The organism is Pseudonocardia sp. NPDC046786 (assembly GCF_040645415.1).
Classification (GTDB): domain Bacteria; phylum Actinomycetota; class Actinomycetes; order Mycobacteriales; family Pseudonocardiaceae; genus Pseudonocardia; species Pseudonocardia kongjuensis.
On record NZ_JBEYYF010000003.1, the window covers coordinates 352,903 to 379,759 of the forward strand.

Here is a 26,857-nt window from a genome sequence, read left to right on the forward strand (position 1 = left end):
GATCGAACAACTCCACGACGGTCACGATTGATGAATGTATGGAACCGGACCGGAAAATCCACGGAAGGAACATCGCGATGCGCGCATCCCGCACCATGGCCACCGTCGGCCTGCTGGCCGCACTCTCACTCGGCCTGACCGCCTGTGGTGGCAGCATGGGCGGCGAGGAGGAGCCGGCCGCCTCCGCCCCGCCCGCGATGTCGTCGGCCCCGGCGGAGCCTGCCGCCGCCGACGGCGTCACCACCAACGACGACGTGTTCGGCCCGGCCTGCAGCCAGCTCCCGCAGGGCGACGAGCCCGGCTCGCTGAACGCGATGGGGCCGCAGCCGGTGGCGACCGCCGCGGGCAGCAACCCGCTGCTCAGCACGCTGGTCACCGCCGTCGGTGAGGTCCCCGGCCTGGCCGACACGCTCAACCAGCAGGAGGCCATCACGGTGTTCGCGCCGGCGAACCCGGCGTTCGAGGCGGTCCAGGAGCAGCTGGGCGAGGAGCAGTTCAACGCGCTGCTCGCCGACACCGAGCAGCTCCAGGGCCTGCTGTCCTACCACGTGACCCCGGAGCGTCTGGACGCCGCCGGGATCGTCGAGAAGGGCACGCTGGCCGAGCTGGCCGGCGGCGACCTCACCATCGGCGGCACCGCGGACGCCCCGACCGTCACCGACGGCCAGGGCAACACCGCCAACGTGCTCTGCGGCAACATCCCGACCGCGAACGCCACCGTGTTCGTGATCGACAAGGTGCTCATGCCGGAGGCCTGACCTGCGACATCCGCCGACGGGCCCGGGGAGAGCCCCGGGCCCGTCGGCGTGCCCGGCCGGTCGGGGTCCCCGTCCGGTCGGAGGGCCCGACCGCGCGGACCCGACTGATAGACAGGATGCGATACCCGCGTGCTTGCGGCGGCCGGTTCCACCACACCGTGTTCGCACTCGACGGCGGCATGCTGTTCGGGCTGCACACCCACCAGGGCCGGGAGTCCGGCGAGCCGTTCGACGAGGAGCGCACCGGGCTCGACCACGTCGGGTTCGCGGTCGGATCGCACACGGAGCTCGAGCAGTGGGCGCAGCGGCTCACCGAGCTGGGCGTCCCTCACGACGGCGTCAAGAGGGCGCACTACGGCAGCGGCATCTCGTTCCGCGATCCGGACAACATCGCGCTGGAGTTCTTCACCGGTCCGGACACCTGACCGATGCCGGTGGACACGGGACGCCGTTCGTGCTGTCGGCGGTACCGATCGGAGAATCCGCCGGCCCCCGACTTGCGCGCGGTGGGCCTGCACGGTCGAATCATGCTGTGATGCGCACCCGGCTCGAGTCGTTCTGGCCCAGCCGTCGCATCGTGCAGTTCGACGAGTTCTGTCGGTGGGCCGCGTAGCGACCCGTCGCACCGTGCGACCGGTGGGTCGCCGCGTGGCCGCCCCGTGCCCTTCTGCGCGGGCACGACGCCCGCGATCCCCCACGCTCCAGGAGAGCCCGTGTCCGTCACCGACGAACTTCTCGAGAACAACGCCCGCTACGCCGAGTCCTTCTCCGGCCCGCTGCCGCTGCCGCCCGCCCGCAAGCTCGCCGTGGTCGCCTGCATGGACGCCCGGATCGACGTCTACCGCGTCCTCGGCCTGAACGAGGGCGAGTCGCACGTCATCCGCAACGCCGGTGGCGTCATCACCGACGACGAGATCCGCTCGCTGGCGATCAGCCAGCGGCTGCTCGGCACCGAGGAGATCATCCTCATCCACCACACCGACTGCGGGATGCTGACCTTCACCGACGACGCCTTCAAGAAGTCGATCCAGGACGAGACCGGCATCAAGCCGGAGTGGGCCGCCGAGTCGTTCAACGACCTGGACACCGACGTCCGCCAGTCGATCGCCCGGATCAAGGCGAACCCGTTCGTGCCGAAGAAGGACTCGATCCGCGGGTTCGTGTTCGACGTCGCCACCGGCAAGCTCAACGAGGTCGTGTAGCACCGACCGATCGCCCGGCCCCGCACCGCGCGGGGCCGGGCCCGGTCACCCGGCCCACCGAGCCGGTCAGCCGTCGACGAGCACCAGCACCGCCGCCCCCGGTGCCCCCGCCTCGCCGAGCAGGAAGGCGGTCCGGTCGCGGTCGCCCAGCCGCACCCGGGGCCTGCCGAACGCGCCGATCCCGCGGCAGTCCCAGAGCGCGGCACGCTCGGGCGCGTCGTGCCGCAGCGCGTCCCGCACCCGGTGCGCGGCGGGCCGGCCGGGATCGAGGTCCGAGGCCATCCGGAACCGGCGGTGCAGCGCGGCGAGCAGCTCGTCGGTCCTGCCGATCCGGTGCCGGGCCGCCGGGTCCGCGGCGAGCTGCCACAGCACGTTGCGCCGGCCGGCCGTGTCCTGCGCGGGCGGGCCGACCGCCGCCTCCCAGGCCCGGTTCGCGGCGACCACACCGAGCAGGTCGTCGAGCAGGACGGCGGGCTGGTCGGGCCAGCTCGCCAGCAGCGGGCGCAGCGCGCCGGCGGCCGGCCCGGGGACCGGGTCGTCCTCCCGGGCGAGCCGGCACAGGTGGGCCACCCCCACCTCGTCGATGCCCAGGACCCGGCCGACCGCCCGCAGCACCTGGTCGGACGCGCTGACCCGGCCCTGTTCCAGCCAGGTGTACCAGGTCAGCCCGACCCCGGCGAGCGCCGCAACCTCCTCCCGGCGCAGGCCCGGTGTCCGCCGGCGCGCCCCCTCCGGCAGGCCGACCCGCTGCGGGGTGACCCGCTCGCGGTAGGAGCGCAGGCAGCGTCCCAGCTCCCGGCGGCGGGCCACCGTCGGCGCCGTGCCTGTCACCCCGGGTACCCCCATCGGTTCACTCCTGGTTCGTCGCGGGACCGGCCCGCACGGTGGTCGCATGATCGGTATCGGTGTCAACCTCGCGGCCGGGCTCCCGGATTCCACGACGCCCGGCTGGAACGTCGTCGACGCGGTGCTGGCCCGGGCCCGCGCCGCCGCAGCGGCCGGGCTGCGCACGGCGTGGCTGCCGCAGACCTACGGCTTCGACACGCTGACCCTGTTCGCCGCAGTGGCCCGCGAGGTCGGCGGGATCGAGCTGGGCGCGTCGGTCGTGGTGGTGCAGCCGCGGCACCCGCGGGTGCTGGCGGCCCAGGCGCAGACCGTGCAGGCGGCCGCACACGGGCGGCTCACGCTCGGCCTCGGGGTGAGCCATCCGGGCCTGCTGGAGGTGTACGGGATCCCGTTCGAGCGCCCGGTGGCGGCGCTGCGCGAGCACCTCGACGTGCTCGCACCGCTGCTGCGCGGCGAGCGTGCGCCCGGGGCGGCGGGTGCCGGTTCGTCGCCCGCGGAGACGGCGGTACCCGGTGCCGCTCCCCCGGTGCCGGTGCTGCTCGGCGCGCTGGGGCCGGTGATGCTGCGGCTCGCCGGGGAGCGCGCCGGCGGGACGATCACCTTCCTGGCCGGACCGCGGACGATCGGTGAGCACGTGCTGCCGCTGCTGAGCGCCGCCGCGGCCGGACGCCCGGCGCCGCGGGTCGTGGCCGGGGTGCCGGTGTCGCTGACCGCCGATCCGGACCGGGTGCGGGCCGAGGTCGCTGCCCAGTACGCGGGATACGCGGCACTGCCCACCTACGCGCGCACCCTGCAGCGGGACGGCGTCGCCTCGCCCGGGGAGCTGGTCGTCGCCGGTGACGTCGCGGCGATCGACGCCGGCCTGCGCCGATACGCCGACGCGGGCGCGACCGACCTGCTGGTCAGCCCGGTCGGCGACGCCGCCGAACGGGCCCGGACGCTCGACGTGCTCGGCGCGCTCGCGCGGGCGTGACGCACCGCGGGCCCGGCCGGAACCGGCCGGGCCCGCGATGTCGGTCAGGCCGACCGCGGGACGCGCCGCAGCGCGTTGCGGGCCACCGCCAGCTGCTGGGCCACCTCGGCGGTGATCAGCTCGGCGTGCAGCGTGCCCGCGGTGTCGCGGGCCAGCGCCCGGTGCCGCCGGACGAGGGCCTCGAGCCCGTCGAGCAGCTGGGCGCCGGGGTCCACGGCGCCGGATCGGCTGGTGCGGTCGGTCGGAAGGGTACGGACGGGAGTGCTCACGGCGGCCTCCTGGGCTCTGCGGTCTGGTCGGGTCGAGGTGGACCGGCCGGACGACAGAGCGTGGTGTGGGTGAGCCCGAAGTCGACGATCCGCCGCCGCGAGGTCACGGTGCGGCTCACCGGGCGGATCACCTGGCGGTTCACGGGGCGACCTCCGCCCGGCGGCCGGCGATCGCGGCCAGCAGCTCCCGGGTGTAGTCGTCGCGCGGGTCGTCGAACAGCTCCGCGGTGGGCCGCAGCTCGCGCAGCACCCCGTCCCGCATCACCCCGGTGCGGTGCGCGACCCGGCGCACGACGGCCAGGTCGTGCGAGATGAACAGGTAGGCCAGCCCGTCGCGCTCCTGCAGCTCGGCGAGCAGCTCCAGCACCTGCGCCTGCACCGACACGTCCAGCGCTGACACCGGCTCGTCGCAGACCACCAGGTCGGGCGACAGCGCGAGCGCCCGGGCGATCGCGACCCGCTGGCGTTGCCCGCCGGACAGCTCCGCGGGCCGGCGCTCCAGAAGCTCGGCGGACAGCGCGACCCGGTCGATCAGCTCGGCCGCCCGCTGCGCCTGCTCGGCCGCGGTGCCCACGGAGAACGCCCGCAGCGGTTCGGTGACGATCTCACGCACCCGGAACCGCGGGTCCAGCGAGGCGTACGGGTTCTGGTAGACGAGCTGGGCCCGGCGCCGCAGCCGTCGCCACGCCTCGCCCCGGACCCGGGTGACGTCCGCGCCGTCGATCAGGATCTCGCCGGACGTCGGGTCCTCCAGCCGCAGCAGCAGCCGCGCCGTCGTCGACTTGCCCGAGCCGGACTCGCCGACCAGGGCCAGGGTCTCGCCGCGGGCGATGCTGAACGACACCCCGTCCACCGCGCGGTGCGTGGGGCGCCGCCACTGCCCGCGCACCCGCGGCAGCGGGAAGTCCTTCACCAGGTCCCGGACCTCGGCGATCGGGGTGCCGGTGGGATCGACCGCGGGCCGCGGCGGCGGTGCGGTCACCGCCAGTCCCGGCGCCGCCGCCAGCAGCTCGCGGGTGTACGGGTCGGTCGCGCCGGCCAGCAGCTGCGCCGCGGGCCCCTGCTCGACGATCCGGCCGTGCCGCATGACGACGATCCGGTCCGCCCGGTCGGCGGCCACCGCCAGGTCGTGGGTGATCAGCAGCAGCGCGGTGCCGGAGCCGCGGCGCAGCGTGTCCAGATGGTCCAGGATCCGGCGGGCGACGGTCGCGTCCAGCGCGCTGGTCGGCTCGTCGGCGACGACCAGCGACGGATCGGCGGCGATCGCGATCGCGATCAGCACCCGCTGCCGCATCCCGCCGGACAGCTCGTGCGGGTACTGCCCGGCGCGGGTCGCCGGCTCGGTGAGCCCGGCCCGCTCCAGCAGCTCGACGGCCCGGCCGGCCGCCGAGCGCCGGTCGGCCAGGCCGTGCGTGCGCAGCACCTCGGCGACCTGCTCGCCGACCCGCTGCACCGGGTTGAGCCCGACCCCCGGATCCTGCGGGACGAGCCCGATCCGGGCGCCGCGCACGGCGCGGTACGCCTTCTCGGACAGGCCGGTCAGCTCACCGGCGCCGGCCAGCGAGATCGACCCGCCGGTGACCGAGCCGTTATCCGGGAGCAGCCCGAGCACCGCCTGGGCCAGCGTCGACTTGCCCGATCCGGACTCCCCGACGATCGCGACGACCTCGCCGGGCGCCACGTCCAGGTCGATCCCGCGCACGGCGTGCACCGGTCCCGCGGAACCGCGGTAGGTGATCTCCAGGTCGCGGGCCGACAGCAGCTCCCCGGTCATGCCGAACGCCTCCACTCGCCGTCCAGGGCCCGGGAGATCCGGTTCACCGACAGCACGGTCGCCGCGATCACCAGGCCGGGCATCGCGCACATCCACCAGGCGACGGCCAGGTAGTTGCGGCCGTCGGCGACCAGCGACCCCCACTCCGACGCCGGCGGCGGCGCGCCGTAGCCGAGAAACGACAGCGCCGAGATCGCCAGGATCGCCAGTCCGAACTCCAGCACGGCGAGCACCGCGACCGGCCCGGCGGCGTTCGGCAGGACGTGCCGCAGCAGCGTCACGTGCCTCCGGGTGCCGACCGCGCGGGCGGCCTCCACGTAGAGCGAACGGCGCACCCGCAGTGTCTCGGCGCGCATCACCCGGGCGAAGCTCGCGACGCTGGCGATGCCGACCGCGATCGCCACCTTCACCGTGCCGAACCCCAGTGCGGTGATCAGGGCCAGCGACAGCAGGATCGCCGGGATCGCCAGCAGCACATCGACGATGCGCATCAGGACCTCGTCCACCCAGCCGCCGGCGAAGCCGGCGACCAGGCCGATCAGGCCACCGGCGATCAGCGCGACGGACACCGCGATCACCGTGGCCTGCAACGACAGCGACGCGCCGTGCACGACCCGGGTCCACACGTCCCGGCCCAGGTGGTCGGTGCCGAAGAGGTGCCCGGGGCCGGGCGGGAGCATCCGGTCCGCGGTGTCGCCGATCGCCGGGTCGCCGGGGGCGAGCAGCCCCGGGACGAAGGCGGCCGTCAGCACCAGCAGCACGACCGCGACCGCGACCACCAGCCCCGGCCGGGCCCGCAGGAACCGGCCGAGCCGGGCGGGTCCACCACCCGGCCGTCGGGCCGGGCTGGTTCCGCCGCGGCCGCCGGAGCCGGGGCGGGCCGCGGGATCGGGTGCGCCGCGGGCGGCGCGGTCCAGCAGCTCGGTCATGACGCACCTCCGGGCGGGGGCAGCAGGGTCACCGCGTTCACCGGACGACTCCGGTGACGGCGACGCGCGGATCGAGCAGCGGGTAGGCGAGATCGACGATCAGGTTGACCACGACGAACGCCAGCGCCGCGAACAGCACGACGCCCTGCACGACCGGGATGTCCTGCACCCCGACCGAGGCGACGGTGAGCCGGCCCAGCCCGGGCCGGGTGAACACCGTCTCGACGACGACCGACCCGGCGAGCACGTTGCCCACGACGTAGCCGAGCACCGTCAGCGCGGGGATGACGGCGTTGCCGAGCGCGTGCCGCAGGTGCACCGCCGCCGGGCCGACGCCCTTGGCCCGGGCGGTGGTGACGAACGACGCCTCCAGGGTCTGGCTGAGACTCTTCGCCAGCACCTGGGCGATCAGCGCACCGGTCGGCAGGCCGAGCGTGATCGCCGGGAGCACCAGCGCGGCGAACCCGCGGTCGCCGACCGACGGGAGCCAGCCGAGCCGGAACGAGAACAGCTGGACCAGCATCAGCCCGACCCAGAACACCGGCAGCGACACGGCCAGCGAGGGCAGCCCGGCCAGCACCTGGCGCAGCCACGGGCGGCGGGTCCAGGTCGCGGCGACGGCGAGGGCGGTGCCGCCGACGATCGCGACCAGCAGACCCGCCCCCGCCATCTGCAGGGTGGGGGGCAGTGCCTCGGCGATCGCCGACCGGACGCCCTGCCCGGTGGCGAACGAGGTGCCGAGGTCGCCCTGCACCGCAGCCAGCAGCTTTGTCACGTACTGGACGATCAGCGGCTGGTCGAGCCCGTACCGGGCGCGCAGCTCGTCCAGCTCGGCCGGGCTGAGCTGCTCGCCGTCCCCGCCCCCGGCGGCCATGGTGGCCACCGGGTCGCCGGGGAGCAGGTAGAGCACGACGAACGACACCGTCCACGCCGCCCACAGGACGACGACGGCCAGGCCGAGCCGGCGCAGCAGGTACGGGACGGTCATCCGGACTTCCACGTGTCGTGCAGCTGGATCCGCGACGACGCGTCGAACGCCACGTCGTGCGCGGTCGGGCCGACACCGAGGACGGTGGTCAGCTCGACCACCGGCACGTTGTGGTTGCCCTCGGCGAGCAGCCGCTGCGCGGTCCCGGCCAGCTCGGCCCGCTGCGCCTCGTCGGTGGCGGCGGCCTGGCCGGCCAGCGCGTCGTCGAGCGGGCTCGGCGGGAACCGGTAGTAGTTGTTGCCGCCGGTCCAGTACTGCGACCGGAGGATGTCCGGGTCGGCCCGGGTCAGGTTGCCCCACAGGGCGACGAAGTCACCGTCCTGCTGGACGACCGGGGTCTCGGAGATCTGCACCTCGCGCAGCTGCAGGTCGATCCCGATCCGGCGCAGCTGCTGCTGGATCAGCTCCAGCGACGGCTTGGCGGTCGCGATGTTCTGCGCGAAGGTCAGCGGCAGCGTGAGCGGCCGGCCGTCCTTGGCCCGGATGCCGTCCGGCCCGGGCACCCAGCCCGCGGCGTCCAGCGCGGCGGTGGCCGCCGCCGGGTCGTAGTCGACCAGTGCGGACTGGTCGGCGTAGCCCGGTGTGGTCGAGGACAGCGAGCTGGTCGCCTTGACCGTCTGCGACGGGTAGACGGTCGTGACGAGCTCGTCCCGGTCGATGCCCCGGGACACGGCCTCGCGGACCGCGGGATCGGCGCCCAGCGGGGTCTCGTGGTTGAAGGTGATCCCGAACGGGATGCCCGGGTTCGGCCGGGCCACCAGCTCGACACCGGCAGCGGTGAGCGGTGCCTCGTCCTGCTGGCCGACGCTGGCGATCGCGTCGATCTCGCCGGACTGCAGGCTGCCCGAGCGCACGCCGGACTCCGGGACGACCCGGAACTCGGCGCGATCGAGGTAGGCCTCGCCGGGGCGGGTGAACAGCGACGAGCCCCAGTCGTAGCCGGTCCGCTTCGCCAGGACCGTGATGTCGTCCTTGACGTAGGACTCGAGGGTGAACGGCCCGGAGCCGATCACGCCGGCGCAGCGCTCCTCGTCGGTCCCGGCCGCGCTGGCCGGGGAGAGCAGGCCGAGGCTGTGTGTCGAGGTGCCCTGCAGGAACTGCACGTTCGGCTGCTCGAAGCGCACGGTGAACTCGGTCGGGCTGGTCACGTCGGTGCCCGCGTACCCGGCGAGGTAGCCCTTCGGGAGGGTGCCGCGGGCGCCGATGTCGGGGACCCGGTCGAAGTTGGCCTTCACGGCCGCGGCGTCGACCGGGGTGCCGTCGGAGAAGGTGGCGCCCTCGCGCAGGGTGAACGTCCACGCGGTCGCGTCGTCGTTGGACGACCACTCGGTGGCCAGCCACGGGACGATCTCGCCGGTCTCCGGGTCCTGGTCGGTGAGCGAGTCGACGACCTGGCGCAGCGAGTAGATCGAGTCGTTCGAGCCGACCTGCTGCGGATCGGCGCAGCCCTGGTCCGACGACACCGCGAACACCAGCGTGCCGCCGGGCTGCGGTTCCCCGGCGGCGCCGGCCGCCTCCGGCCCGGAGCCGCAGGCGGTCAGCGTCAGCGCGGTCGCCGCGAGCAGCACGGCACCGCGGCCCGCGGGGAGCCCGCGCAGCGCGCCGGGCAGCTGCGGGCGGCCGGTCAGCAGCCGCCGGAGCCGGGACGGCCGGTTCGCGGAGGCGCCGGCGGCTGCCGGACGGGCGGGGCTCACGACGCCACCGCCGCGCGCTCGCCGGAACGGCGTTCGCCGAACCGGGAGGGTGGTGCGAGGCCGAGGTTTTCGCGCAGCGTGCCGCCGTCGTAGGCGGTCCGGAACACGCCGCGCTCCTGCAGGATCGGCACCACCCGGTCGACGATCTCGTCCAGGCCGGACGGGGTGACGTGCGAACCGAGGATGAACCCGTCACTGGCGTCGGACTGCACGTAGCGGTCGATCTCGTCGGCGACATGCTCCGGGGTGCCGACGAACACGGCCCGGTCGAAGACGTGCTTCACGGTGTCCCGCAGGCTGTACCCGTTGGCCTCGGCGATCTCCCGCCAGGCGGCGGCGGTGGCGTGCGGGTCCTGGGTCAGCGGGGCCCGGCCCTCGATCCAGCGCGGCGCCTCCGGGGTCGGGTCGACGTCGGGCAGCGGGCCGTCCGGGTCGTAGGACGACAGGTCGCGGTTCCAGACCATCTCGGCGAGCACGATCGCGGTCCACGGGTCGACCTGCTGGTCGTGGATGTGCTCGTGCCGCTCCCGGGCCTCGGCGTCGGTGTCCCCCAGCACGACACCGGCGCTCGGCAGGATGCGGACCTCGTGCGGGTCCCGGCCGGCCTTGCGGACCCGGGCCTTGACGTCGTCGTAGAAGGCGCGGGCCTCGTCGAACTTCTGGTAGCGGGAGAAGATCGCGTCCGCGTTCGCCGCGGCGAAGTCCCGCCCGGCCGGCGACTCGCCCGCCTGCAGGATCACCGGATGGCCCTGCGGGCTGCGCGGGGTGGTGAACCGGCCGGCGATATCGAACTGGTTGCCCGACACCGCGAAGTCGCCCACCTGCGGATCGGACAGGAACCGGCCGGACTCCTGGTCGGCGACGACCGCATCGGACCCCCAGGAGTCCCACAGCGCGCGGACCGCGGCCAGCGTCTCGCCGGCGCGCTCGTAGCGCTGGTGGTGCCCGAGGAACGCGCCGCGCCGGAAGTTCTCCCCGGTCGGGGCGTCCGAGCTGGTCACGACGTTCCAGGCGGCCCGCCCGCCGGACAGGATGTCCAGGGTGGCGAACTTGCGGGCCAGCTCGTAGGGCTCGTTGTAGGTGGAGTTGATCGTCCCGGCGAGTCCGATGTGCTCGGTGACGGCGGCCAGCGCGGCGAGCACCGTGAAGGTGTCCGGGCGGCCGACGACGTCCTGGTCGAAGATCTCGCCGCCGCGGGTCCGCAGCCGCAGGCCCTCGGCGAGGAACAGCAGGTCGAGCCCGCCGCGCTCGGCGGTGCGCGCCCAGTGCTCGAACGACTCCCAGGCGATGTGGCTGCCGGACGCCGGATCGCTCCACACCGTGTCGTGGTTGACGCCCGGGAAGTAGGCGCCCAGGACGATCTGCTTGCGGGTCATGCGGGACTCCCGGTGGTGGTCGGGACGTGCGCGGGGACGAGCGCCGGGTCCGCATCCGGTGCGTAGCGGCTGGTGGGGCGGGGCAGGCCGAAGCGCTCGCGCAGGCCGGCCTCGGCGTAGCCGGTGCGGAACGCGCCGCGCCGCGCCAGCTCGGGGACCAGGCCGTCGACGATCGCGTCGAGGTCGGTGGGGAGCACAGCCGGGCGGAGCCGGTAGCCGTCCAGCCCGGCGGCCTGCCAGTCGAGCAGCGTGTCGGCGAGGCCGGCCGGGGTGGTGGCGAGCACCAGCGCGTCGCTGGAGAGCGGATCGCGGGCATCCAGCCGGGCCAGCCGGTCCCGCGCGGCCGCCTCGGTGTCGGCGAGCACGACGACGAGATCGGCGAGGATCTTCAGCGGTGGCGCGGTGCGCCCGGCGGCCCGCTCGGCGGTGCGGACCTGGTCGACGGTCCGGACGGCGTCGTCGGCGTCGTGCGGGGTGGTGAACACGACGTCGCCGACCTTCGCGGCGAGCAGCGACGGCTCGTAGCCGTGCGACAGCGACACCACCAGCGGCTGGCCCTGCGGCGGCCGCGGCACGATCGACGGGCCGCGCACCGAGAAGTGCGACGCCTCGACGTCGACCGTGTGCAGCCGGTCCCGGTCGACGAACCGGCCGGTGATCGCGTCCCGGATCTCGGCGCCGTCCTCCCAGGAGTCCCACAGCCGGCGCACCGTGTCGACCACCTCGGCGGCCTCGCCGAACAGCTCGGCGACCAGCGCGCGGCCCTGCGGGGTGTCCAGGTCGGCGCGGCCGACCGCCGGGACCTGCCTGCGTCCGAAGTGGGCGGCCTCGTCGGGGCGCACCGAGGTCTGCACCCGCCAGCCGGCCCGGCCGTGCGAGTCGTGGTCGAGCGTGGCCAGCGCGGAGGCGACGTGGAACGGCTCGGTGTGCGTGGTGGTGACGGTCGGGACCAGCCCGATCCGCGACGTCAGCGGGGCCAGGAAGGCGGCCACCAGCGAGGCGTCGAGCCTGCCCTGGACCCGGTCGGTCCGCCGCTGCGGCTCGGACAGGTGGTCGCCGGACTGCAGGCCGAGGCCGTCCTCGATGGTGATCAGGTCGAGCAGCCCGCGCTCGGCGGTGCGGGCCAGCTCCACCCAGTGGCGGGCGGTGAACAGCTCGCCGGGGCGGGTTCCCGGCTCGCGCCAGGCGGCGGGGTGCCAGCCGGCGCCGTCCAGCGCGACCGCCAGGTGCAGCGGCCGCGCCGGACGGACAGGGGTGTCCGATGAGGACATCAGGGCATCGCTTCCTCGCCGCGCGGCGGCGCGCGGCGGAACGTGTGTGGGGGCGGGAGGCGGGGACGCGCAGTCAGCCGCGACAGGCAGCGCTGGTGACCCGCAGCAGGTCGACGTGCCTGCGGTACCGCGGGTGGTGCGCGCCGCGCACCCGATCCGCCACCGACCGCATGATCCCCTCCATCGTGCCCGGCAGGAGCACCCGCACCCGCGTGCTGCGGGGGGTTGCTGCGGCGTCGTCGAGCCGGGTCTCTCGGCCGCTCCGGATGGTGTCCGACCACGACTCTAAGGAGTATCGCCACGGATGTGTCAACCCGCGCGAACCGGGAGTGACCTGCGACGCGTCCGGAATATTCCGGTCGTCCCGGGCTACGGACGGATGATCGTCGATTCCGGCCGATGTTGTCCGGACAGGATGTCCCGCTTCCTGGCGGGTGGACCGAGGGTTGTCCGGAGAGGTGACCGCACCGCACGCTGTCCGGGTGACGACGTGCCAGGGACGGCCATCGCGTCCCGGTCCGCGTCTCCGGGGCGTGCTCGAGGCTCCGGACACCACGACGCGGGGTGACCGGCCCGCCGCCGTGCGGTTCCGCATGCGGCGCTGCACGGTCCCCGTCCGCCCGACCGGCCTCGAGCCGTTCTGGCCCAGCCGGCGCGCCCCGGCCTTCAGCGAGCACTGTCGCTGAACCTCCACCCGGGGGACTCCCCCCGGCCGCCGGCCCGGCCGGCTCCCCGGTGTGCCGTGTCCCCGGCGCGCCCCGACCCCCGGCGACCGCACCGGGTGTCCCCGCCCCGCGCCCACTCTCCGGCGCGGGCCCCACCACGGAAGGACCACGTCCCGATGCCCCCGCACGTCCTGCGCCCCGGTTCCCGGAGGCGCACCACCGCCGTCCTCGTCGCACTGCTCGCCACGGTCGGTGTGCTGGCCGGTTGCTCCCGCGCCGACGAGGGAGCCGGCGCGGCCGCCTCGGGCGAGACCTCCCCGGCCGCCGAGGTCCGCCTCGGCTACTTCCCGAACATCACCCACGCGCCGGCGCTCATCTCGGTGCAGAACGGCCTGTTCGCCGAGGAGCTCGGCGACACCGCGCTCACCCCGCAGACCTTCAACGCCGGCCCGGACCAGGTCGCGGCGCTGCTCGGCGGCTCGATCGACGTCGCGTTCATCGGCTCCGGCCCGGCGATCAACGCCTTCTCCCGCTCGAACGGCGAGGCCGTCCGGCTGGTCGCCGGCTCCACCTCGGCCGGCGCGCAGCTGGTGACCTCCCCGGACATCACCACCCCCGACCAGCTCCGCGGCAGGACGATCGCGACGCCGCAGCTCGGCAACACCCAGGACGTCGCGCTGAAGACCTGGCTGAAGGAGAACGACCTCCCGATCGGCGACGGGCCGGACGCCGTCACCGTGCAGAACATCGAGAACCCGCGCACCCTCGACCTGTTCCGGACCGGCGAGGTCGCCGGCGGCTGGCTGCCCGAGCCGTGGAGCTCCCGGCTGGTCGACGCCGGCGCGTCGGTCTTCCTCGACGAGCGCACCCTCTGGCCGGACGGCGAGTTCCCGACCACGGTGATCATCGTCCGCACCGAGTTCCTGCAGCAGCACCCGGAGACCGTCGAGGCGATCCTGCGCGCCGAGCAGCGGGCGATCGAGTTCATCCGCGAGCAGCCCGAGCAGGCCCGCACGATCTCCAACCAGGCGATCCAGGAGATCACCGGCAACGCCCTGACCGAGCCGGTGCTGGAGCGGGCCTTCGGCGAGCTGACCTTCGACACCGACCCGCTGGCCGCGACCTGGCCGCAGCTCGCCGAGGACGCCGTCACCGCCGAGATCGCGGACACCCCCGCCGATCTCACCGGCTTCCTCGACCCGACCGCGATCGACACCGTCCGCGAGGCCGCCGGCGAGCCCGCCATCGACCCGGCCGGGCTCGACGCGAGCTGACGACCGCCACCACGACGAGGGGGACCCCCGCGATGCCCGCAGACCTCACCGACCTCACCGACCGCACGAGCCGCGCCGACGGCACCGGCGGCACCGACCGGGCCGGCGCCCGCTCCGCCACCGCCGCCGTGGAGCTGCGCGGCGTCGGCAAGACCTTCGGTCACGGCCCGGCGGCGGTGACCGCGCTGAAGGGGATCGACCTGCAGGTCGCCGACGGCGAGTTCGTCTGCCTGCTCGGCGCCTCCGGCTGCGGCAAGTCGACGCTGCTCAACCTGCTCGCCGGCCTGGACGACGCCACCGCGGGCTCCGTCTCGGTCGGCGCGGCCCGGCCGTCGTTCATGTTCCAGGAGGCCGCGCTGATGCCGTGGCTGACCGCCCGGCGCAACGTCGAGCTGCCGCTGCGGCTCGCCGGGCACGGCCGGGCGGCGCGCACCCGGCGGGCCGAGGAGCTGCTGTCGCTGGTCCGGCTGGAGGGCGTGGGCGACAAGCGCCCGCACGAGCTCTCCGGCGGCATGCGGCAGCGCGTCTCGCTGGCCCGCGCGCTCGCCGCGGCCACCGGTCTGGGCGCCGAGGACCCCGGTTCCGACGCGACCGGCCTGCTGCTGATGGACGAGCCGTTCGCCGCGCTCGACGCGATCACCCGGGACGTCCTGCAGGGCGAGCTGCTGCGGGTGTGGCGGGCCACCGGCACGACCATCGTGTTCGTCACGCACGACGTCCGCGAGGCCGTCCGGCTGGCCGAGCGGGTCGTGCTGCTGTCGTCGCGGCCCGGCACCGTCGTCCGCGAGTGGGAGATCCCCACCCACGGACACGGCGCCGAGCAGCAGGCGCAGCTGCACGACGACATCACCGGACGGCTGCGGCAGGTGATCACCAGCCATGCCGCGTGAGGACGGACGCCGCCCGGTCGGCGTGACCGGCGGCACCACGCTGGACGACCGCACCGCCCCGGACACCGACACCGCCGACGCGATCGCCGGCCTGGACGCGCTGGACACCCCGGTCGTCCGGCGGACGCCGTGGTGGCAGATGCTGCTGCGCACCTGGCTGCCGCCGCTGGTCGCGCTCGCCGCGATCATCGGGATCTGGCAGGCGGTGTGGGCCTCGGCCGTGCTGCCGGAGTTCCGGCTGCCCTCGCCGTCGGCGGTCGGCGAGGAGTTCGCCGCGATCGTGATCGACGGCTCGATCTGGTCGATCCTGTGGACCTCGGTCAGCCGGGCCGCGATCGGGTTCCTGTTCGCGCTCGCCATCGCCACCCCGCTCGGCCTGCTGGTGGCGAAGGTACCGCTGGTCCGCGCCGCGATCGGCCCGCTGCTGACCGGGCTGCAGTCGCTGCCGTCGGTCGCCTGGGTGCCCGCCGCCGTGCTGTGGTTCGGCCTGACCGACGCCACGATCTTCTACGTGGTGCTGCTCGGCTCGGTGCCCTCGATCGCGAACGGGCTGGTCGCCGGGATCGACCAGGTGCCGCCGATCCTGCCCCGCGCCGGACGGGTGCTCGGGGCGACCGGGTTCGCGATGGCCCGGTTCGTGCTGCTCCCCGCGGCGCTGCCGGGCTACCTGGCCGGCTGCAAGCAGGGCTGGGCGTTCGCCTGGCGGTCGCTGATGGCCGCCGAGATCATCGCGATGGGGCCCGCCCTCGGGCTGGGGCTGGGGGCCTATCTCAAGAACGGCGCCGACGTCAGCAACATCTCCCAGGTGTTCGCCGGCATCCTGCTGATCCTGATCGTCGGGATCGGGATCGAGCTGCTGGTGTTCCGGCCGCTGGAGCGCCGGGTGCTGCGCGCCCGGGGGCTGGCCCTGACGGTCTGAGCCCGCCCCACCCGTCACGAGCGGGCCTGCCGTGGGACGGTTCCCACGGACGGCCCGCTCGTGACGTGTGACGGGAGCGTGCAACGTGTCCGGACGGGTGCACCGGGTCCCACCAGCCGAAATGCAGTGAGGTCAATCCCAACCTCCGGGGTTGGGTTTCGGGCCGCGCCGGGTTACCGTCCTCCCATGACCGGATCGGTGCTGCTGACGACGCGAGGTCACATCGACCTGCTGCGCGTCGCGTCGGCGCTCTGTCGACCCTGACGGCACCCCCGGCTCCAGTTCGCACGGTCCCGGTCCGCACGGCCCCGGCCGGCTCCCGGACCGCGCGGCCGGCACCGCAGCGCGACCGGCCGCGCCGCACCCGCCCGCACCCGCAGGCACCCGATCCGCCCGTCGCCCGTCCCGGGCCGGGCGGTGCACCGGTGTGCCCGCACCCGCCCCGAATCCCGCTGGGAGCAGCCATGACCACGACCTCCGAACGGGCGCGCACCCAGGCGCCGCCCGACGTGGAGACCCTCCGGACCCGGCACGAACGCGGTGCCGGCCGGGTCCCGCGCTGGGTGGTGAAGACCGCATCGCCGGTGGCGCTCGTCGCGCTGTGGCAGCTGCTGTCCAGCACCGGCGTGCTCCCCCGCGACGTGCTCGCCGCCCCGCTCACGGTCGCCGTCACCGCCACCGACATGTGGGCCGACGGCGCGATCCAGAGCGCGGTGCTCGCCTCCACCGGCCGGGTCGTCGCCGGGATCGCCATCGGCCTGGTCACCGCGGTCGTGCTCGCCACCCTGTCCGGGCTGTTCCGGCTCGGCGAGGACGTGATCGACGCCCCGGTGCAGATGCTGCGCACGGTCCCGGTGATCGGCCTGATCCCGCTGCTGATCATCTGGTTCGGCATCGGCGAGGAGCCGAAGATCGCGCTGATCGCGCTGGCCGTCACCTTTCCGCTCTACATGAACCTCTTCGGCGGCATCCGCAACGTCGACGCCACCCTGGTCGAGGCCGCCCGCACCCTCGGGCTCGGCTGGTTCGGCCAGGTCCGGCACGTGATCCTGCCGTCGGCGATGCCGCAGTTCCTGGTCGGCCTGCGGTTCTCGCTGGGCACCGCGTGGCTCGCGCTGGTGTTCGGCGAGACGATCAACGCCACCTCCGGCATCGGGTACGAGATGAACACCGCCCGCGAGTTCTTCCAGACCGACGTGATCGTCGTCTGCCTGGCGCTCTACGCGCTGCTCGGGCTGCTCGGCGACTTCGTCGTGCGGATGCTGGAGAGGGGGTTCCTGTCGTGGCGACCGGCGTTCAGCGGGAGGTGACCCGCCCCGTCTCGGTGCGCGGGCTGACCCGCCGCTTCGGCGACCGCACCGTGCTGGAGGACCTCGATCTCGGCATCGAGCCCGGCCAGTTCGTGGCGCTGCTCGGCGCGTCCGGCTGCGGCAAGTCCACGCTGCTGCGGATCCTCGCCGATCTCGACCACGACGTCACCGGCGACGTGACGGTCGCCCAGCGGCGCGCCGTCGGGTTCCAGGCGCCTCGGCTGCTGCCGTGGAAGAAGGTGTGGCGCAACGTCGTCATGGGCCTCCCGGGGCGGCCGGACCGGGCCCGCGCGGAGGCCGCGCTGGCCGAGGTCGGCCTGTCGCACCGCACCGACGTGTGGCCGAAGGTGCTCTCCGGCGGCGAGGCGCAGCGCGCCGCGCTGGCCCGGGCCCTCGTCCGCGATCCGGACCTGCTGCTGCTCGACGAGCCGTTCTCCGCGCTCGACGCGCTCACCCGGATCACCGCCCGCGGACTGGTCGACGAGCTCTGGCAGCGGCACCGGTGCGCGGTGCTGCTGGTGACCCACGACGTCGAGGAGGCGCTGGTGCTCGCCGATCGCGTGCTCGTCATGGAGGGCGGCCGCATCTCCTACGACGCGCCGGTCGGGATCGACCGGCCGCGCGACGTCACCGATCCCGACTTCCAGCGCCTGCGCGCCGAGCTGCTCGGCCGCCTCGGCGTCCACTGACCGGAGGCACTCCATGTCCGTCGAGTTCATCGGCATGATCGGGACCCAGGAGGTCTCGGAGATCCGGGCGGCGACCGGCCCGGTGATCGACCGCGCCACCGTCCGCGGCTTCGTCGCGGCGCACGAGGAGGCCGGCTTCGACAAGGTGCTGGTCGGCCACTCGTCGTCCACCCCGGACGGTCTGCAGGTCGCCGCCTACGCGGCCGCGCACTCCGAGCGGCTCGGGTTCCTGGTCGCACACCGGCCCGGGTTCACCGCGCCGACGCTGGCCGCCCGCCAGTTCGCGACGCTGGACCACTTCACCGGCGGCGGCCGGGTCGCGATGCACGTCATCTCCGGCGGCAGCGACGTCGACCAGCGGCGCGACGGCGACTGGCTGGGCAAGGACGAGCGCTACGCGCGGACCGACGAGTACCTGTCCGTCGTCCGCCGCGCCTGGACCGAGCCGGACGCGTTCGACCACCACGGCGAGCACTACCGGGTGGCCGGCGTCCGGCAGGAGATCCGTCCGCTGTCGCCGATCCCGGTGTACTTCGGCGGATCGTCCGAGGCCGCCCACCGGGTCGGCGGCCGGCACGCCGACGTGTTCGCGCTGTGGGGCGAGCCACTGGCCGGGACGGCCGAGCAGATCGCCCGCGTCCGGGACGCGGCGCACGCGGCCGGGCGCGCCGAGGCACCGCGGATCAGCGTGTCGTTCCGGCCGATCCTCGGCGACACCGAGGAGCAGGCGTGGGCCAGGGCTCGCGACGTGCACGCCCGGATCGTCGCGGCGAACGGCGGCCACGGATCCTTCACCGGGACCCGGATGCGCGAGCCCGGCGCCCCGGCCAACGTCGGCTCGCAGCGGCTGCTGGCCGCGGCCGCCGCCGGTGAGGTGCACGACCGCTGCCTGTGGACGGCGACGGCGGCGGCGTCCGGCGCGGCCGGGAACTCCACCGCGCTGGTCGGCACCCCGGACACGGTGGCCGCCGCGCTGGCCGACTACGTCGACATCGGGGTGGGCACGCTGCTGATCCGCGGCTACGACCCGATCGCCGACGCCCGCCGCTACGGCAGCGAGCTGCTGCCCGCGGTGCGCGCCGAGCTGGCCCGCCGGGGCGCCGCCGTGGGGGTCCCGGCATGAGCGCACCCGCCACCGCGTCGATCCGCTGGACGCCGGAGAGCGCGTCCCGGGGCACCGTCGTCGTGCTCCCCGGCCGCGGCGAGCACCCCGGCCTCTACTCCCGGCTCGGTCGCCGGCTGGCCTTCGACGGCTGGACGGTCGTCGCCGCAGAGCTCATGGACGACTCGGACGGCTCCGGCAGCAACGGCAGCGGCAGCACCAGTAGCGGCACCGGCAGAACCGGCGCAGGCGGCATCGGCATCGCCCCCGGCGCCGATCCCGGCCCCGGCGCCACGACCGCGGCGGTCGCGGCGGCGCTGGACGGCGCGACCGGCGCCCGGGTGCTGCTCGGCTCGGACACCGGCGCGCTGCGCGCCTGGGAGATCGCCGCCGCGGGGTCCGTCGGGCTGGACGCGCTGGTGCTGGCCGGGCTGCCCGCCGCGCCGCCGGACGGCGGTCCGCCCCGCGACCGCACCGGCGAGCTGGACGCCCGCACCGCCTGCCCGGTGCACCGCGGCGTGCTGCAGGACGATCCCGGGTTCCGCTGGGGCGAGATCGCCGAGCCGGCCGGGGCGGTGCCGTCCGGCGAGCTGCCCGGGGTGCCGGTGCTGTGGCTGCACGGCGCCGCCGACGCCGTCGCCCCGGTCGCCGCGGTGCGGCCGCTGGTGCGGGCCGCCGACGAGCTCGCCGTCGTCGCCGACGGCGTGCACGACGTACTGAACGACCAGTTCCACCGGATCGTCGCCGCCCGCCTGGTGCTGTTCCTGGAGAAGGTCGCGAAGGGGGCGGCCTTCCTCGCCCCAGCCGTGGCGGAGCCCGCGGCGCGTGCCCGGCGGGCCGCACCGCTGAACGTGTCCGCCCGGCTCGACCACGCGCTGCGGGCACTGGCCGAGCTGGCAGCCGCGGCCGGGGGCGGCAGCGCAGCAGGGGACGGAACCGTCACCTGCGACGCCATCGCCCGGTCCCGCGGGATCCCGCTGAACTCGCTGGTCAACATCATGCTGCAGCTGCGCCGGGCCGGGCTGGTCACGAGCAGGCGCGGCTGCGAGGGAGGCTACCGGCTCGCCCGGCCGGCCGGCGCGATCAGCGTCGCCGACGTCGTCCGGGCCACCGAGGGCGCGCTCGCGACGGTCCGCGGAACCGGACCGGCCGCCGTCCTGTGGGCGGACCTCGAACGCACCGTGGCCGACTTCCTGACCGGCCACACCCTGACCGCACTCACCCCGGAGCGTGACCCCCGATGAGCAGTACCGACGCCTTCCATCCCGATCTCCCGGCGACCCCCGGCCACCCGCCGGCGCACGCGCGGGTGCACCTGGTCCGCGGTGCCGACCTGTCCGCGGACACCGCGCAGACCAGCGGCATGTCGCGGCGCGAGGCGGTCAGCGGCCGGACCGTCGGCTCGCGGAAGCTGTGGACCGGCGAGACGCACGTCGCGCCGGACACCAACTCCGGCGACCACCACCACGGCGAGGCCGAGACCTCGATCTACGTGGTCAGCGGGCGGCCCCGGTTCGTCTTCCACGACGGCACCGGCGAGGTCGTGCTGCAGACCGAGCCCGGCGACTACGTGTTCGTCCCGCCCTACGTCCCGCACCGCGAGGAGAACCCCGACCCGGACGATCCGGCCGTCGTGGTGATCTCGCGCAGCACCCAGGAGGGGATCGTCGTGAACCTCCCCTCGCTCACCCCGCTCACCGATCCGGAGCCTGCCCCGTGAACCGCCTGCTCGCGCTCCCCGCGCTGCTCGCCGCACTCGCCGTCGCCCTCACCGGCTGCGCCGGCGGCACCCCCGCCGACGACGACGCCCCGGTCGACCTGTCCCAGGTGACGCTGCGGGTCGGCGACCAGGCCGGCATCCAGTCCGCGCTGGTCGAGGCCTCCGGCGCGCTCGACGGCGCCCCGTACACCGTCGACTGGGCCCAGTTCCCGGCGGCGGCGCCGCTGCTGGAGGCGCTGCGCAGCGAGGCGATCGACATCGGCATCGCCGGTGACGCGCCGACCCTGACCGCGCTGTCCTCCACCGACAGCATCAAGATCGTGAAGGCCACCCGGTCCCCGGCGAAGGGCGGCCTCGCGCTGCTGGTGCCCGGCGACTCCCCGGTGCAGTCGGTCGCCGACCTGCGCGGGAGGACCGTCTCCCCCACCACGCAGGGCAGCATCGGGCACTACCTGCTGCTGCGGGCGCTGGAGGAGGCCGGGGTGCCCGCCGAGGAGGTCGAGATCTCGTTCCTGCAGCCGGTCGACGCGGCCGCCGCGCTGAACTCGGGTGCGATCGACGCGTGGTCGACCTGGGACCCGTACACCGCGGTCGCCCAGCAGGAGTCCGGCGCCCGGATCCTGCGCGACGCCGAGGGCCTCGGCACCGGCCTGACCTTCCTGGACGCGAACACCGCGGCCCTGGAGGACCCGGGCACCCGGGCGGCGATGGCCGACTTCACCGAGCGCTACGCCACGGCCCTGCAGTGGGCGCGGGAGAACCCGGCCGAGAACGCGGCGATCTACTCGGAGCTGACCGGCCGCCCGGCCGAGGTCGCCGAGCTGATGGCCGACCGGGCACAGCGTGAGTCCGAGCAGCTGGACGACGATCTGGTCGCCGAGCTGCAGGAGGTGGCCGACCGCTACGCCGACTACGGAGTGCTGCGCAGCCCGGTCGACGTCGGGTCGGCGGTGGAGGACCTGGCCGCACCGGCCGGTTCCTGACCTCGGTCCGTCCGGCGGCGGGCCCGCGATCCGGGCTGGACAGTCGTCCAGTAAAATCCTGACACCTGTACAGATCGTCCGGGCCGGGCCCGGATCCGGATCCACGGCCCGCCCGGGGCGGTGGGGGCCACCCGTGGGCTCCCGACCGGTGGCCCGCGTGTTCCGGGGGGGATACGCGGGCCGCCGGCGTGCCCGCCTGCTACGACAGGTGGTGCCGCTCCTGCAGCCCGTACACCGGCGTCGGGATGCCCTCCTGCCGGGCCTTGAGCTGCAACGCCAGGTACAGCGAGTAGAACCGGCTCTGATGCAGGTTCCCGCCGTGGAACCACAGGTTGGGCTGCTGGGTGGGCTTCCACATGTTGCGCTGCTCGCCCTCCCAGGGGCCGGGGTCCTTGGTGGTGTCCGAACCGAGGCCCCACACCTTGCCGACCGCGTCCGCGACCTCCTGGCCCACGATGTCCGCGGCGAGCCCGTTCATCGAGCCGTAGCCGGTCGCGAAGACGACCAGGCCGGCGTCGAGCTCGGTGCCGTCGGACAGCCGGACGCCCTTCTCGGTGAACTCGGTGACCTGCCCCTTGGCGAGCTTCACCCGGCCGTCGGCGACCAGCTCGGCGGCGCCGACGTCGATGTAGTAGCCGGAGCCGCGGCGCAGGTACTTCATGAACAGCCCGGAGTCGTCGTCGCCGAAGTCGAGATCGAACCCGGCGTCGGTGAGCCGCCGGTAGAAGTCGGCGTCGACCTCGCGGGCCTTGTCGTAGGTCGGCTTCTGGAAGGTGTGCATGATCCGGTACGGCAGCGACGCGAAGATCATGTCGGCGGTGTGGGTGTCGATCCCGTTCGCGACCGCCCGTTCCGAGTAGAGGTCGCCCAGACCGAGATCCATCAGGGTGTCGGACTTGATGATGTGGGTGGAGGACCGCTGCACCATGGTGACGTCGGCGCCCACCTCCCACAGCGCGCCGCAGATGTCGAACGCCGAGTTGTTCGACCCGATGACGACGACCTTCCGCCCCCGGTAGGCGTCCGGGCCGGGATGCTGCGACGAGTGCTGCACCTCCCCGGCGAACCGCTCCCGCCCCGGGACGTCCGGGATGTTCGGCTTCCCGGACACCCCGAGCGCGAACACCAGCTGCCGCGGCCGCAGCGTGATCTCCTCGCCCGCCCGGTCGACGACCACCGCCCACCGGCCGCTCGCCTCGTCGAAGGTGGCCGAGCGCGCCGTCGTCGATCCCCAGTAGGTGAGCTCCATGATCCGGGTGTAGAACTCCAGCCAATCGCCGATCTTGTCCTTCGGCGCGAACACCGGCCAGTTGTCCGGGAACTTCAGGTAGGGCAGGTGGTCGTACCAGACCGGGTCGTGCAGGGCGAGGCTCTTGTAGCGCTTGCGCCAGGAGTCGCCGGGCCGCTCGTTGCGCTCGACGATGATCGTGTCGACGCCGAGCTGCCGCAGCCGCGCACCCAGCGCGATCCCGCCCTGCCCGCCGCCGACGATCACGACCTCCGGGTCACGGGTGCGGCCGAGCTCGGCCAGCTCCTGCTCGCGCTGCTCCTTCCAGGTGACCCGGTTCGGGTTGGCGCCGTGCTCGGTGCCGAACGGCCGGTTGTCGCCGCGCGGCTCCTCGTGGCCCTTCAGCTCGTCGAGCGTGGTGAGGAAGGTCCAGGCCCGCGGCGCGCCGTCCTCGGACACCAGCCGGGCGTGCCCGGAGCCGCGGCCGACCGCCGTCTCGAAGGAGAACCAGACGTCGGTGACGCCGCCGGCCTCGCTGGGCTCGGCGGTGATCGTCCAGCTCGACGGGTCGGTGCTCTCCAGGGTGCTGGTCAGCAGGTCCCGGACGCCGTCGTGGTGCTCGACGGTCCTCAGGTTCCAGGTGAAGGCGACCAGGTCCCGCCAGTAGCTCTCGGCGGCGAACAGGCCGACGGCCCGGTCGACGTCGCGGGCGGCCAGCGCGTCGCCGAACGCGGTCAACCAGGTCTGCGCCGTGTCGCGCGCCGCGGACTTCTCGAGTGTCTCGGTCACGTCGGGGCCTCCTGCGAGCGGGTTCGCCACGACCGCGGCGGTGCTCGCCGTCCGTGCCACGGTCGTCGGGGCAACGCCTGCAGTGAACACCACCCGGCGTGTCCGGCGACACGGTTGCGGAGAGGTTGCAATCGCTGTGCCGCATCGGCGTGGTGCGGCATGCTCGCAAACGTGCGGGTGCTCGTGATCGAGGACGACGAGGGCGTCGCCGGGGCAGTGGTCGACGCCCTCCGGACCCGGGGCCACGGCGTGCTGCACGCGCCGACCGCGGGTACCGCGTCGGCGCTGCTGGGCGAGGCCGATCTGGTGCTGCTCGATCTCGGCCTGCCCGACGGCGACGGGCTGACCCTGCTGCGCAGGCTGCGCCGCGACTCGCCGGTGCCGGTGATCGTGCTGACCGCGCGGTCCAGCGAGCGCGACGTCATCCGCGGGCTGCACCTGGGCGCCGACGACTACCTGGTCAAGCCGGTCCGGCTGCGGGAGCTGCTGGCCCGGGTCGACGCCGTCGCGCGTCGGGCGCCCGCGGCCACGGCCGCGCCCGGTGTGGTCGACGCCGAGGACGTCCGGATCGACCTGGACGCGCGCCGGGTCACCGTGGCCGGCACCGAGCTGACGCTCACCGCCACCGAATACGCGGTGGTCGCGGTGCTGGCCCGGCGGGCCGGGGTCGCGGTCAGCCGCCAGCAGGTGCTCGACGAGGTGTGGGGCGACGCCACGGTCGCCGGCTCGAAGGCGCTCGACGTGCACGTCGCCGCGCTGCGCGCGAAGCTCGACCGGCCCGGTCTGGTCGCGACCGTGCGCGGGTTCGGCTACCGGCTGGGGCGGTGACGCCGTGCGCCGGCGGCTGCTGGTCGTGCTCTCGCTGTTCTCGCTGCTCACGATGACCGCGTTCGTCGTGCCGCTGCTCGACGAGCGGGCGACCGCACGGGCCCAGGTGCTCACGATGAGCCGGGCGCACGACCTGGACCGGTTCGTCGCGCTGGCCGCGCTGAACGCCGAGCGCGACGAGCTGTGCGCGGAGCTGGAACGCAGCGTGCGCCGGCATGCCGAGCTGTACGGCGAGGGCGTGCTCGTCGTCGACGCCCTGCGCAGGCCGGTGGTGTGGTCCGGACTGTCCCCGGACGCGCCCGGTGTGGACGCCGCGCTGAACGCCGCGCTGCGCAACGAGCCGTCCGCGGTGCCCGCCCGGGTCACCCCGTTCGACGACGAGCCGGTGCTGATGTGGCAGCCGGTCGGCACCGGCAGCCGGGCCGACGGCGCCGTCCTGCTGCAGGTCGACCCGTCCCGGGCGGCCGCCGACGTCACCGTCGCCTGGTCGCTGGTGCTGCTCGGGGCGCTCGCGGCAGCGCTGGCCTTCGCGGCGCTGGCGCTGGCCGTGGCGCGCTGGGTGCTGCGCCCGGTGGACGCGCTCGCGGAGGGGGTCGGCGCCCTCGCGGCGGGCCGGGCCGGCGAGCAGATCGCCGTCTCCGAGGGCCCCGCCGAGCTGCGCGAGCTGTCCGAGTCCTTCAACCGGATGTCGGCCTCGGTGCGGGCCGGCGCCGAGGAGCAGCAGCGCCTGGTCGCCGACGCCTCGCACCAGATCCGCAATCCGCTCGCCGCGCTGCGGCTGCGGGTGGACGGGTTGGAGACGCACGTCGACGGCGACGGCCGCTCCGCCTACGACTCCACGCTCAACGAGGTGGACCGGCTGGAGCGGCTGCTGGACGGGATGCTCGGGCTGGCCTCGGCGGAGGCGACGGCGTCGGCGGTCGCGGCCGGATCGGACGGCGGATCGCGGTGCGACGTCGGGGAGGTCGCCGCCGGCCGGGTGGACGCCTGGCGGCCGGTCGCCGACGCCGCGGAGGTCGCGCTGCTCGGCGACGGCACGGACGGGCTGGTCACCGGCTGGCCGGCCGGCGACCTGGAGCAGGTGCTGGACGTCTTGATCGACAACGCGATCCGGCACACCGGTCCGGGCACCACGGTGCGGGTCCGCTGGACCGGCGACGCGGACACGATCGCGGTCTCGGTGACCGACGACGGGCCCGGCCTCACCGCCGACGATCTCGCCAGCGCCCGCCAGCGCTTCTGGCAGGGGCGCTCGTCCGGCGGCTCCGGGCTCGGGCTGGCGATCGCCGACCGGCTCGTCCGGGCCCGGGACGGCGAGCTGACCCTGGGCCCGGCAGCGCGCGGTGGGCTGCTCGCCACGGTGACCCTGGGGCGGCGGTGACCGCGCTCGGCCGGCGGGCGTTCCTGGCCGGGCTGCTCGCGCTGCCGCTCGCCGGCTGCGCCCGCGCCCGGGCGGGCGGCCTGCCGTTCGCCGCGGGCGAGGCCGGCGGGTTCTACGCCGAGTTCGGCACCCTGCTCGGCGCGGTCTCGCGCGAGGCCGGGCACCCGCTGGACCCGGTCACGACCGGCGGATCGCGCGCCAACCTGGAGCTCGTCGCGAGCGGCGAGGCCGCCGTCGGGCTGGCGATGACCGACGTCGTGCGCGACGCCCGGGCCGGCGTGCCCCCGTTCGACCGGCCGGTCGAGTACCTGGCGATCGGCCGCGTCTACGAGAACTACCTGCAGCTCGCCGTCCGCGCGGACTCGCCGTTCACCGGGCTGCCCGATCTCGCGGGCAGGCCGGTGTCGCTCGGCTCCACCGGCTCCGGCTCGGCGCTCGCCGGGGCCCGGCTGGTCGCGCTGTCCGGGGTCGCGGTGCAGAGCCTGGAGCTCCCGCTCACCGAGGCCACCGCGGCGCTGGCCGAGGGCCGGATCGACGCCCTGCTGTGGTCCGGCGGGCTGCCCACCCCGGCCGCCGACGCGCTGGCCGCCCGGCTGGCGATCCGGTTGCTGCCGCTGGCCGGGTACGCCGGCGGGCTGCGCGAGATCGTCGGCCAGGGGCTGTACACGGCGACCGTCGTCCCGCGCGGGGTGTACGGCGCTGCCGAGCCGGTGCTGACCATCGGCGTGCCCAACCTGCTCGTCGCCACCTCCGCGCTCGCCGACGACGACGCGGGCGCGATCGCGCGGATGCTCGTCGAGCACGCGCCCCGGCTCATGCCGGGCTCGGCGCTGGGCACCCGCTATCTCGACCAGCCCTCGCTGGTCGACACCGGCGACGTGCCGCTGCACCCGGGCGCCGCGGCCGCCTACCGCACCCTGCACGGCTGATCCGCCTTAAGAAGCGGTAAAGACCGCCCGGCGCGGCCGTCCGCGGCGTCTAGCGTCCCCGCGTCCGAGA

At 74.9% G+C, this 26,857-nt stretch carries 27 protein-coding genes; 17 read left to right on the top strand and 10 right to left on the bottom strand.

All coding sequences use genetic code 11. The features are described from left to right. Positions 1-77: 77 nt before the first annotated feature. The 3 genes from ABZ881_RS05530 to ABZ881_RS05540 all read left to right on the top strand — a co-directional run bounded on the left by ABZ881_RS05530 (position 78) and on the right by ABZ881_RS05540 (position 1,960). A complete protein-coding gene (locus ABZ881_RS05530) occupies positions 78-758 on the top strand; it encodes a fasciclin domain-containing protein (RefSeq protein WP_358482038.1) in 681 nt (226 codons plus the stop codon). Positions 759-916: 158 nt separating this feature from the next. Continuing rightward, on the top strand, positions 917-1,183 hold the full coding sequence (locus ABZ881_RS05535) for a VOC family protein (protein ID WP_358482039.1): 267 nt from the start codon (positions 917-919) through the stop codon (positions 1,181-1,183). 288 nt (positions 1,184-1,471) lie between these two features. Continuing rightward, positions 1,472-1,960, top strand: coding sequence for a carbonic anhydrase (locus tag ABZ881_RS05540; protein ID WP_358482041.1), 489 nt, complete (start codon positions 1,472-1,474; stop codon positions 1,958-1,960). 66 nt (positions 1,961-2,026) lie between these two features. On the opposite strand, the gene ABZ881_RS05545 is transcribed toward ABZ881_RS05540, so the two are convergent. Further along, a complete protein-coding gene (locus tag ABZ881_RS05545) occupies positions 2,027-2,806 on the bottom strand; it encodes a helix-turn-helix domain-containing protein (RefSeq protein ID WP_358482043.1) in 780 nt (259 codons plus the stop codon). A gap of 46 nt (positions 2,807-2,852) precedes the next feature. On the opposite strand from ABZ881_RS05545, the gene ABZ881_RS05550 reads away from it, so the two are divergent. After that, positions 2,853-3,779, top strand: coding sequence for a TIGR03564 family F420-dependent LLM class oxidoreductase (locus tag ABZ881_RS05550; protein ID WP_358482044.1), 927 nt, complete (start codon positions 2,853-2,855; stop codon positions 3,777-3,779). Between the two features lie 44 nt (positions 3,780-3,823). Here the strand turns inward: ABZ881_RS05550 and ABZ881_RS05555 are convergent, their stop codons facing one another. The 8 genes from ABZ881_RS05555 to ABZ881_RS05590 form a co-directional block, all read right to left on the bottom strand. After that, a complete protein-coding gene (locus ABZ881_RS05555; RefSeq protein WP_344018452.1) occupies positions 3,824-4,048 on the bottom strand; it encodes a hypothetical protein in 225 nt (74 codons plus the stop codon). Between the two features lie 139 nt (positions 4,049-4,187). Beyond that, on the bottom strand, positions 4,188-5,822 hold the full coding sequence (locus ABZ881_RS05560) for an ABC transporter ATP-binding protein (protein WP_358482045.1): 1,635 nt from the start codon (positions 5,820-5,822) through the stop codon (positions 4,188-4,190). Next, complete coding sequence (locus ABZ881_RS05565) at positions 5,819-6,751, bottom strand: ABC transporter permease (protein ID WP_358482046.1); 933 nt, start codon at positions 6,749-6,751, stop codon at positions 5,819-5,821. The genes ABZ881_RS05560 and ABZ881_RS05565 overlap by 4 nt, the downstream gene beginning before the upstream one ends. A gap of 37 nt (positions 6,752-6,788) precedes the next feature. Then, a complete protein-coding gene (locus ABZ881_RS05570; RefSeq protein ID WP_358482047.1) occupies positions 6,789-7,739 on the bottom strand; it encodes an ABC transporter permease in 951 nt (316 codons plus the stop codon). Further along, a complete protein-coding gene (locus ABZ881_RS05575; RefSeq protein ID WP_358482048.1) occupies positions 7,736-9,433 on the bottom strand; it encodes an ABC transporter substrate-binding protein in 1,698 nt (565 codons plus the stop codon). The genes ABZ881_RS05570 and ABZ881_RS05575 overlap by 4 nt, the downstream gene beginning before the upstream one ends. Beyond that, positions 9,430-10,809, bottom strand: a complete 1,380-nt coding sequence (locus ABZ881_RS05580) for an NtaA/DmoA family FMN-dependent monooxygenase (protein ID WP_358482049.1) — start codon at positions 10,807-10,809, stop codon at positions 9,430-9,432. Before ABZ881_RS05580 ends, ABZ881_RS05575 begins: the two co-directional genes overlap by 4 nt. Continuing rightward, positions 10,806-12,080, bottom strand: coding sequence for an LLM class flavin-dependent oxidoreductase (locus tag ABZ881_RS05585; RefSeq protein ID WP_358482050.1), 1,275 nt, complete (start codon positions 12,078-12,080; stop codon positions 10,806-10,808). The genes ABZ881_RS05580 and ABZ881_RS05585 overlap by 4 nt, the downstream gene beginning before the upstream one ends. Before the next feature lie 73 nt (positions 12,081-12,153). After that, the gene (locus ABZ881_RS05590) at positions 12,154-12,243 is read right to left on the bottom strand and encodes a putative leader peptide (protein ID WP_344018438.1); all 90 of its coding nucleotides are present in this window, start codon (positions 12,241-12,243) and stop codon (positions 12,154-12,156) included. Positions 12,244-12,921: 678 nt separating this feature from the next. On the opposite strand from ABZ881_RS05590, the gene ABZ881_RS05595 reads away from it, so the two are divergent. The 10 genes from ABZ881_RS05595 (at position 12,922) to ABZ881_RS05640 (ending at position 21,632) form a co-directional block, all read left to right on the top strand. Then, on the top strand, positions 12,922-14,019 hold the full coding sequence (locus ABZ881_RS05595; protein ID WP_358482051.1) for an ABC transporter substrate-binding protein: 1,098 nt from the start codon (positions 12,922-12,924) through the stop codon (positions 14,017-14,019). Positions 14,020-14,051: 32 nt separating this feature from the next. Continuing rightward, positions 14,052-14,909 (top strand): ABC transporter ATP-binding protein, encoded by an 858-nt coding sequence (locus ABZ881_RS05600; protein WP_358482053.1) that lies wholly within the window; start codon positions 14,052-14,054, stop codon positions 14,907-14,909. Next, a complete protein-coding gene (locus ABZ881_RS05605) occupies positions 14,899-15,828 on the top strand; it encodes an ABC transporter permease (protein ID WP_358482055.1) in 930 nt (309 codons plus the stop codon). The genes ABZ881_RS05600 and ABZ881_RS05605 overlap by 11 nt, the downstream gene beginning before the upstream one ends. Before the next feature lie 186 nt (positions 15,829-16,014). After that, entirely contained in the window at positions 16,015-16,092 is a 78-nt protein-coding gene (locus tag ABZ881_RS05610) for a putative leader peptide (RefSeq protein WP_358482113.1), read from the top strand. Between the two features lie 200 nt (positions 16,093-16,292). After that, complete coding sequence (locus ABZ881_RS05615) at positions 16,293-17,138, top strand: ABC transporter permease (RefSeq protein ID WP_358482057.1); 846 nt, start codon at positions 16,293-16,295, stop codon at positions 17,136-17,138. Continuing rightward, entirely contained in the window at positions 17,111-17,827 is a 717-nt protein-coding gene (locus ABZ881_RS05620; protein ID WP_358482059.1) for an ABC transporter ATP-binding protein, read from the top strand. The genes ABZ881_RS05615 and ABZ881_RS05620 overlap by 28 nt, the downstream gene beginning before the upstream one ends. A 13-nt stretch (positions 17,828-17,840) precedes the next feature. Then, the gene (locus tag ABZ881_RS05625; protein WP_358482061.1) at positions 17,841-18,950 is read left to right on the top strand and encodes an LLM class flavin-dependent oxidoreductase; all 1,110 of its coding nucleotides are present in this window, start codon (positions 17,841-17,843) and stop codon (positions 18,948-18,950) included. Further along, positions 18,947-20,173: an Rrf2 family transcriptional regulator gene (locus ABZ881_RS05630; protein ID WP_358482062.1), complete on the top strand. Its 1,227-nt coding sequence runs from the start codon at positions 18,947-18,949 to the stop codon at positions 20,171-20,173. Before ABZ881_RS05625 ends, ABZ881_RS05630 begins: the two co-directional genes overlap by 4 nt. Beyond that, complete coding sequence (locus ABZ881_RS05635; RefSeq protein WP_358482063.1) at positions 20,170-20,649, top strand: cupin domain-containing protein; 480 nt, start codon at positions 20,170-20,172, stop codon at positions 20,647-20,649. The genes ABZ881_RS05630 and ABZ881_RS05635 overlap by 4 nt, the downstream gene beginning before the upstream one ends. Then, the gene (locus ABZ881_RS05640; RefSeq protein ID WP_358482065.1) at positions 20,646-21,632 is read left to right on the top strand and encodes an ABC transporter substrate-binding protein; all 987 of its coding nucleotides are present in this window, start codon (positions 20,646-20,648) and stop codon (positions 21,630-21,632) included. Before ABZ881_RS05635 ends, ABZ881_RS05640 begins: the two co-directional genes overlap by 4 nt. A 199-nt stretch (positions 21,633-21,831) precedes the next feature. On the opposite strand, the gene ABZ881_RS05645 is transcribed toward ABZ881_RS05640, so the two are convergent. Then, complete coding sequence (locus ABZ881_RS05645) at positions 21,832-23,649, bottom strand: NAD(P)/FAD-dependent oxidoreductase (protein ID WP_358482067.1); 1,818 nt, start codon at positions 23,647-23,649, stop codon at positions 21,832-21,834. Positions 23,650-23,808: 159 nt separating this feature from the next. Between ABZ881_RS05645 and ABZ881_RS05650 the strand changes: the two genes are divergently transcribed. Genes ABZ881_RS05650 through ABZ881_RS05660 form a run of 3 tightly spaced genes read left to right on the top strand, consistent with a single transcriptional unit; the run spans position 23,809 to position 26,787 of the window. Further along, complete coding sequence (locus ABZ881_RS05650) at positions 23,809-24,477, top strand: response regulator transcription factor (RefSeq protein WP_358482068.1); 669 nt, start codon at positions 23,809-23,811, stop codon at positions 24,475-24,477. Between the two features lie 4 nt (positions 24,478-24,481). Continuing rightward, positions 24,482-25,858, top strand: a complete 1,377-nt coding sequence (locus tag ABZ881_RS05655) for a HAMP domain-containing sensor histidine kinase (protein WP_358482070.1) — start codon at positions 24,482-24,484, stop codon at positions 25,856-25,858. Continuing rightward, positions 25,855-26,787, top strand: coding sequence for a TAXI family TRAP transporter solute-binding subunit (locus tag ABZ881_RS05660; protein ID WP_358482072.1), 933 nt, complete (start codon positions 25,855-25,857; stop codon positions 26,785-26,787). The genes ABZ881_RS05655 and ABZ881_RS05660 overlap by 4 nt, the downstream gene beginning before the upstream one ends. Positions 26,788-26,857 lie beyond the last annotated feature (70 nt).